The 6,996-nt window shown below is 35.1% G+C and carries 4 protein-coding genes; 2 read left to right on the forward strand and 2 right to left on the reverse strand.

The annotated features are described in order from the left end of the window. Positions 1–285 precede the first annotated feature (285 nt). Positions 286–1,689 (reverse strand): AhpC/TSA family protein, encoded by a 1,404-nt coding sequence (locus tag NZ519_10270; protein ID MCS7029132.1) that lies wholly within the window; start codon positions 1,687–1,689, stop codon positions 286–288. 45 nt (positions 1,690–1,734) lie between these two features. On the opposite strand from NZ519_10270, the gene NZ519_10275 reads away from it, so the two are divergent. Further along, on the forward strand, positions 1,735–3,123 hold the full coding sequence (locus tag NZ519_10275) for a hypothetical protein (protein ID MCS7029133.1): 1,389 nt from the start codon (positions 1,735–1,737) through the stop codon (positions 3,121–3,123). A 43-nt stretch (positions 3,124–3,166) separates the two neighbouring features. Here NZ519_10275 and NZ519_10280 read toward each other — a convergent pair whose 3' ends face one another. Further along, positions 3,167–5,872 carry a hypothetical protein gene (locus tag NZ519_10280; GenBank protein MCS7029134.1) on the reverse strand — a complete coding sequence of 902 codons (2,706 nt, stop codon included), beginning with the start codon at positions 5,870–5,872 and terminating at the stop codon, positions 3,167–3,169. 55 nt (positions 5,873–5,927) lie between these two features. On the opposite strand from NZ519_10280, the gene NZ519_10285 reads away from it, so the two are divergent. Beyond that, positions 5,928–6,719 carry a helical backbone metal receptor gene (locus NZ519_10285; protein ID MCS7029135.1) on the forward strand — a complete coding sequence of 264 codons (792 nt, stop codon included), beginning with the start codon at positions 5,928–5,930 and terminating at the stop codon, positions 6,717–6,719. The last annotated feature ends 277 nt before the right edge of the window (positions 6,720–6,996 follow it).

A 6,996-nucleotide genomic window follows, 5' to 3' on the forward strand; every position in this document is an offset into this window, starting at 1 on the left:
CGTGAGCGTAGCCCGCAGCACGCCGACCTTGCCCACACAAGCGCAAGCGAAGTGTGGGCAAGGGCACGCCCAAAAAATAATCCATAAAAATAAAAACCATCCCTCAAACCCACATAAATGAGAACTATTCTCAATAACAATCATCTAATTTTTGAAAAGATACGAACTCATTCAGATTAAAAGTTTCCTTGTGCAACTTGCAATTTTGAGCATTAGTTTTTAATCTTTTTTGTGCGTATTTGTGCTATAAGCCGCCCTAAGACCAATACAAAACTAAAAGTGCAGTTAAGGCAGCAATTGAGCAAGTTTTTCTTCTAATCGTTCGCCGCGTAAATTTTTAGCAATAACTATTCCATTTCGGTCTATTAAAAAAGTCATGGGAATAGCCTTTACATTAAACTCTTGGGCTACTTTGCTATCTTGGTCAAGGACTTGCGTCCAAGTAATTTTGTCTTCTTTTATAGCCCTAAGCCAGTCTTCACGTTTTTGGTCAATAGATACGCCAAAAACTTCAAAGCCTTTACTTCTATACTGCTGATACAATCGTTTTAGATTGGGATTTTCTGATCGACATGGATTGCACCAACTTGCCCAAAAGTCTATTAGTACGTACTTTCCTTTGAAAGAAGAAAGCTTGACTTTTTGATTTTGGGGATTAGGAAGTTCAATATCAGGGACAGCAGCCCCTACTTTAAGTCGGGCAAGTTTATCTACTCGTTCTTTAAGCGTACCGATGAGCTTAGAGTTCGGAAATTCTTTTTGATATAGGTCCGCAAGATGAAAAAAGAGTTCTTCATTTGTAGCTTCAGCTGCAGCAATGGTGGGTCTTAAAATGGCTTCCTTCACTTTGGGCGTAGCCGATTTTTGAAGCGCTTGTTCAATAGTTTTTTTAACCTCTTCGGTGTAATTGCCGTACAGCTCAATAAATCCCCGCATTTTGTAGGCAAATTCAGGAATGTAGGCAATAGAAGGATTGTCAAAAGGGATGTCATCTAAAAAATGGGCTGCATAAAACTGTGTAGCATTTTTGTATTTTTGATGTTGGGGATTGTTTTTGTCGTAAGTAGGGTTAATGTAGAGCTTGGCTACGATGCTGGCTAAAACGTCGCTATTTTCTTGTGCGAATTCTTTAAGTTTATTTTCTCTGTTTTGAGTGAGCTGGTCTATACGTTTTTGTATTTGTATTTGAACTTCTTTACGGCGTTCTTCACTAAGCGGCATCCCCGTGGGATCCATACCTTGTGCAGCTTGGTTGGCTTCTTGATACAAAGGTTTCAACCTGCTTTCATAATCTAACAACAAATTATTGAGCTGCTTGTAGGCTTTATTTTCTACCGATTCAGTGAACTCTATGGTGTTTTTAATATCTGAAGCTGTGGCAGTAGCCCTGAACTTTTCTCCACCTAAAATGACTAGACCTGCGTTAGTTTTGGAAATTCCTATGAGATAAAAACCTTTGTGAGGTACTGTACCTTGTAATTTGAATTTACCTTCCTTAATGTCAGAGGTAGCAATAGGTTCATTTTTATCTTCGGTAGGGTCGTAAATGTTGATTTTTGCATTAGGTTCGGCGTTGGTAATTTCTCCTTCTATCAGAAATTCATTTTCTCGGGTTTTTTTTCCGCAAGCTGCCCATAAAAAAACTAAAATGCTTGCCACTGGTATCCATAACGCTTTGTAATTTTTCATATAGATGCAAAACTACAACTTTTTAAATATATTCGCTGACAAGCTATGAAAAGAGATGACTTATATCTACTCGTGCATAGACTTTCAAAACAAGAGCGAACCTATGTCAGTAAACGCCTGTCTACATTTAAGGACAATTCTACCCTAAAAAGCATGTTTGAGGACATTTGTACTTATGATAATCTCTTAAAAGCAGAATTAGATAAAAAAATAGCAGAAAAGTATGCGCATTACAAAGTCAGAAAGAAAGAATTATATTACAAGATACTTGAAATTTTAAGAGATTACCACCCTACTTTACTGCATAAAATTCATTTCTATATATTAGACATCAACTTATTATTTGAAAAAGGGCTCTTTGAAGCTGCTCGCAAACTACTTAAAAAAGCGAAACTGTTAGCAGACCGTAATCAAATTGTACCTTTATATCTTCAACTTTTATACCTAGAGCTGCGCATGAGCTACTATACATACTACGATAATCTAACTCCTGAAATTATTCAACAAATGCAAAAAGATTTTTCAAAGTACTACCACATTCTCAAAGAAGATATTGACCAAGCTTTTTATACCACTCAACAATTAAGAGCTTTTTTTCAAGAAGGCTACATACCTCCCTTACAACCTATAAAACACAAGCTCAATGGGCATCTTGCATATATTCAGCAGCATATTTTACAGGGATTTGCTTACCGTTCTCATTTATTTTTTGAGGAAAGCTACAAATATAGGCTAAAGCTATGGGAATACTTTAATCAACACACTGAACTGATTCTACTGTATCCTGAGTTATACTTGACTGCTATTAACATGGTCATTATAGGCGCAAATGACTTGGGAAAATATGAACAAAGTTTGTCCATCCTGAATCAACTTTCTAACCATCCGATCCAAGCGGATATTGCTCGCATAGAAGTATTCAGAATACAAGCAACTTACTATACGCAAACCTACAACTTTATGGAAAAGTACCACATTGCTTATGAAAATATAGAAAATTACTTAAAAAATCCTTTTTACAACGAAATTCATCAGTGGGATAAGCAACTGCTGCATTTACACTTTGTAGTAGCTTGTTTAGCACAGAAGGATTTTCATAAGACTATTTACTTTTGTCATCAAATACTCAACATTCAAGGTAATATGAACGTGATGAGCTTGGCATTCATTTTTCTTATTATTGCCCATCTTTTGCAAGGTAACACAGACGTTATTCGTGTTATTAAGCAACAGTACAAAGAAGTACGTATTAAAGTACCGTTTTATTCAAAAATTTTAAGAGTTTTATCTTCCTCCAAAAAACTCAATAATAAGCTGCAATTGGTTCTGAGCTACTATGAGTCTTCTTCAATTGAGTCTCGCTTTGTATGGGAAAAATACGTGCGTTTTGAAAAAATAATACTCAAATGCGTTCAATATGCACAAGAGTGTTGAAATGTACTTTTACTGTGCTTTAATTTAGTCATTCAAATGAAAATTATATTACATCAAAATAGCTATAAGAACCTATTTCCTTGCCTTTGTCTAACATCCTTTTAAGCATATCCCGAGACTTGCGGAGATTCTGGTCTTCTAATATACGATACACTTTGAGCAAAGATTGTTCAGTTTCTTTGCCAAAACCTTGTAAAGAAGGGATGAGGTTTTGAAGTACAGCATGGTCTAGTGCATAATTGCTGGTTGTGCTATGTTGCAGTGCGTAGTAAAACCGGCGCATACGTTGTTTAATCCGCGCGTCAATTGTGATAATTTTGTCTAAAATTCCAAATAAAGCATTCCAATCTTCGTTTGCACTTTCAGAGTTCCTACTTTTCTCTTGTTCTTTTTGAAAAAGCTGCTTTAATCTTTGTTTAGAAATCAATGGCGCTGTACTTTTAATAATTTCATTATTTGTATAGTGTATAGTATCGGGCTGTTCAATGTGAATGATAATTGCGCGAGAAATAAGCCGAGGACTAAGCATAGAAGTAGTATGGTCTATATTGATAGTCCCTACAAAGCTAACTAAATCACCAATTTTAATAGGTTCTTTCCATTGAATATCTACTGTTCGGTTTTCATACTCATCGTATTGATTGAGAAATTCTGCCCAATAATATTCAATTTGAGCAAGGTTCATTTCATCCATCAAGCAAATGAAAGGAGCGGGATTAGCGTCTTGGTTGTAATGTACTTGCTGTAAGAAATTAAAGAAGTTCAAATTTACAGGTTCGTATTTGCGAGTAATTGCATTAAAAAAACCTACATAATCAGCAATAGAATTCCAAGTTTTTTGAACAGATAGACTACAAAAATTAAGATTGTTTTGAAGTCCTAATATGTTGGTAAAATGTTTTACTAAACTAGATTTACCTGCACCTGTCCTTCCACATATCAAAGTTAAATATTCTTGAGTAAAGCAGTACAGGTAGTTCAATGCGTCTTCTGAAGAAATAGGTCTTTCTACTTGATAAAAGCCCTGTCTAATATGTTTAACTACATCTTCAAGCATTAAATAATCTCCTGCGGTAACATTCTCTTTGTAGGGGGTAAATGTATTTGCTTTACGGTGCTGTAAGTTCAGAGTTTCTTCGGTATAAACCTGTAAAGTACGATCAATAAGTAGTTTTTTGACTAACTCTTCTTGTCCTTCCTGAACAATTTGTTTAACCTTTTTTTCTAAATGTTTTAGGTTATTTTGTAAATGGGATACGCGTTGTTCTAATTCGTTTTTTTCTTTTTCTAAAGCTGCTTTTTTATAGTGCAAGTCTTCGATAGCATGGGTAAGCGTATGCGCATCAATTAAAGGTTGAAGTTCTTTTTTGAGTGCTTCTATTTGTCTATCTAGCTGTTGAATTTCTTCTTTTTTCTCTTGTAGCATTCGGTTAATTTCGGCTTCTCGTTCATTTTTAAGCTTTTTGATAGATTCTTTGACTTGGGCTTGCTCATTTTTAAGGAGTTCTATGTGTTTTTGCAGCTCTTCTACTTTACTTTTGTAGCCCAGTTCATTTTTGGCTAATTCTTCAAATGAGTTAAGAAAATGTTCTAACAAATGAGGTTGTTCCTGTTTGAGATTTTGTAATATTTGGGTAGCAATTTGCTCACTCAAACTTTGAAGTTCATTTTTTAGGACTTCTATACTTTGAGTAAGCTCTATAAAACGATTTTTTCTGATTTGTTTGATATTTTCAGGCAAACGATAATAATTAATTACATGAGTAGTAGTTTTATTTGCTTTAATGGCTTCGTTAATTTTATTAAACTCGGATAAAATGTATTTATCTTCTGCCGCATCAATTAAGTAACCTTTTTCAATAGCATCCTCTATGAACTTGTGAACATTAGCAATAAAACGAATGGGCTTACCTACGGGTATATGGTGCTTGTATCTTTCATGGTACTCATAAAAATACTTTTTTAGCTTGGAATCTTGCCAAGTGAAACGCAGTAATACTTTACTAGCAAAATGCTTTTTGTACTCTTCAATGCAAATGATTTCTTTTATGCTATCTCCGTAATAATCAAAGGTTTGACTATCTGTATAAAATACAAAAGGTCCGTACAAGTAACGTTCAGGGGATTGATCTATAATAAAAAAGACATCATTAGGTAAACGGTCAAGAATGTGGCTGATAGAAAGATCGGGCTGCGTAGGATTAAAAACTTTTTGGTACTCTAAAACAGGTGCTACAGGTATATCTGAAAAATCTACTGCTCTATCTAAGTCGAGATGACTAAAAACGTGATACTTGCTAGTTACTTCCGAACTATTTTGATTAAAAAGTGGAGTTGAATAATAGTTATCAAATAGCACATAGTCATAGTCTTGAATTTTATTTAAGGCATCATACACTCTGCCGTTATTAGGAAACAATTGTACAATCTCTTGCTCTGTAAGCATCTGTATACTTTTATCTTCTTTGACAATACAAAATGGTTTAAAGTTTTGTCTATTAGGTTCGCTTACGATTCTAAACGCAAGTGTAGCGGGCGGTTTTTTTTCCCATTCCTTATTATGCTCTGATTGAGGTTCAGAAGGTACAGATTTTCCAAAAGCCTGATATAAAAAACTATACATTTCATGCGTAAGTTTAGCATCAGGTTTATCCTCTATTAAAAAGCCCTGCTTTTTAAGTAATGTTACTACCATTGGCGAGGATACAGACAACTCCTTCGCTACTTTTTCTAACTTGTATTCTTGCATATTGCAAAGATAAGAAAGCATTTGAATTTATTTTGTATTTTTACAAATTGCATTTATGCGTACTTTTGTAGATCATTTGCAAAGAGAAATTGTTTTGACGAATTATCCCCCCAAGCGGATAGTATCGCTGGTCCCTTCTCAAACTGAATTGCTAAGCGACTTGGGCTTAGACACGGAAGTAATAGGAATAACTAAATTTTGCGTTCATCCAAAGGAATGGAAAAAACAGAAGGTAATTGTAGGTGGCACAAAGCAAGTCCATTATGACAAAGTAAAGCAGCTTAATCCTGACTTAATTATTGCAAACAAAGAGGAAAACACACAAGAAATTGTACAGAATTGTAGTGAAATAGCCCCTGTTTATGTTACAGAAGTAGAAAATATCCATGAAGCATTTAGGGCTATACAGGATATAGGCGACTTAGTAAACAAAAAAACACAGGCTGAACAACTCTGTGCTAAAATTCAACAAGATTTTGAGCAACACAAAGAAATATTTTCAGGTTCTATACTGTACTTTATATGGCGAGAACCGTATATGGCAGCAGGAACAGGTACATTTATAAATGCACTTTTATCCCATTTTGGGTGGAATAATTTAGCTTGTAGTTTAGAAAGTCGCTATCCTACACTTACAGAATTGCAAATACAAGAGCTTAATCCTGAATATATTTTTTTACCTTCGGAACCTTATCCTTTCAAGGAAAAGCATGTACAGGAACTTCAACTTATAGTTCCTAACACAAAAATACTTTTGGTAGATGGGGAAATGTTTTCTTGGTATGGTAGCCACATGCAATATACTTGTGCTTATGTAACCAACTTGTTTAGCCAATTAAGTAATTAAATTAGAATCTTACAGGAAGAGTATCTTATGTGTTTTATGAAAAAGCTTTCTGCTCCCAAAAAGAACTTACTTTACATACATTAGTCAAGGAACAGTGATGTGAGAGATAAAATTTTTAGGCGGAAACCAAAGTTAGAAATAAAAAATAGTGATGGTAAACTTTATCTGCGTGAGGCATGCGGAGGGCGTGCGTCAGCACGGTGCGTAGCGAAGCGAAGCACCGAAGCGAAAGCGTAGCCCGAAGCACGCCGACCTTGCCCACACAAGCGCAAGCGAA

The organism is Bacteroidia bacterium (assembly GCA_025056095.1).
Lineage (GTDB): Bacteria > Bacteroidota > Bacteroidia > JANWVE01 > JANWVE01 > JANWVE01.